At 45.1% G+C, this 428-nt stretch carries 1 protein-coding gene; it reads right to left on the reverse strand.

All coding sequences use genetic code 11. The features are described from left to right. On the reverse strand, positions 1-428 hold a 428-nt coding region (locus KAJ71_RS23205; protein ID WP_375540750.1), incomplete at both ends, for a type II secretion system protein GspD.

The raw sequence follows: 428 nt of genomic DNA on the forward strand, positions 1-428 counted from the left end.
TTACCGCATTGCCTTGTACTGCGCTTGTCTTGGCACCTGTAGGCACTTTTTGATACTGACTTGATGGTTGTGCTGTCGGTTGCGGTTGTACCAGCTTAGGTTGCGAACTTGGTGTCGAGCTAAACGGTAGTCGTTGCTGAAAAACATCATCCACATTGGCTGGGAGTTTGGCAAAGTTACCATCTTTATCCATCGCTAATTGCAGGCTATACAGCTGATCATAACGTTGTTGAGATACACGGCGTATATCAGCGTTATCACCAATTATCGTTGGATGGATAAACACCAATAAGTTACGTTTAGCATTTGATTTACCTTCCGCTCTAAATAAACGGCCTAAGCCCGGGATATCACCCAAGAAGGGTACAGACTGACGCGTATGAGCTGTATCATCTGAAATCAATCCACCTAACACCACAGTTTGCCCA

This window comes from Serratia silvae (assembly GCF_023282985.1).
GTDB lineage: Bacteria > Pseudomonadota > Gammaproteobacteria > Enterobacterales > Enterobacteriaceae > Chania > Chania silvae.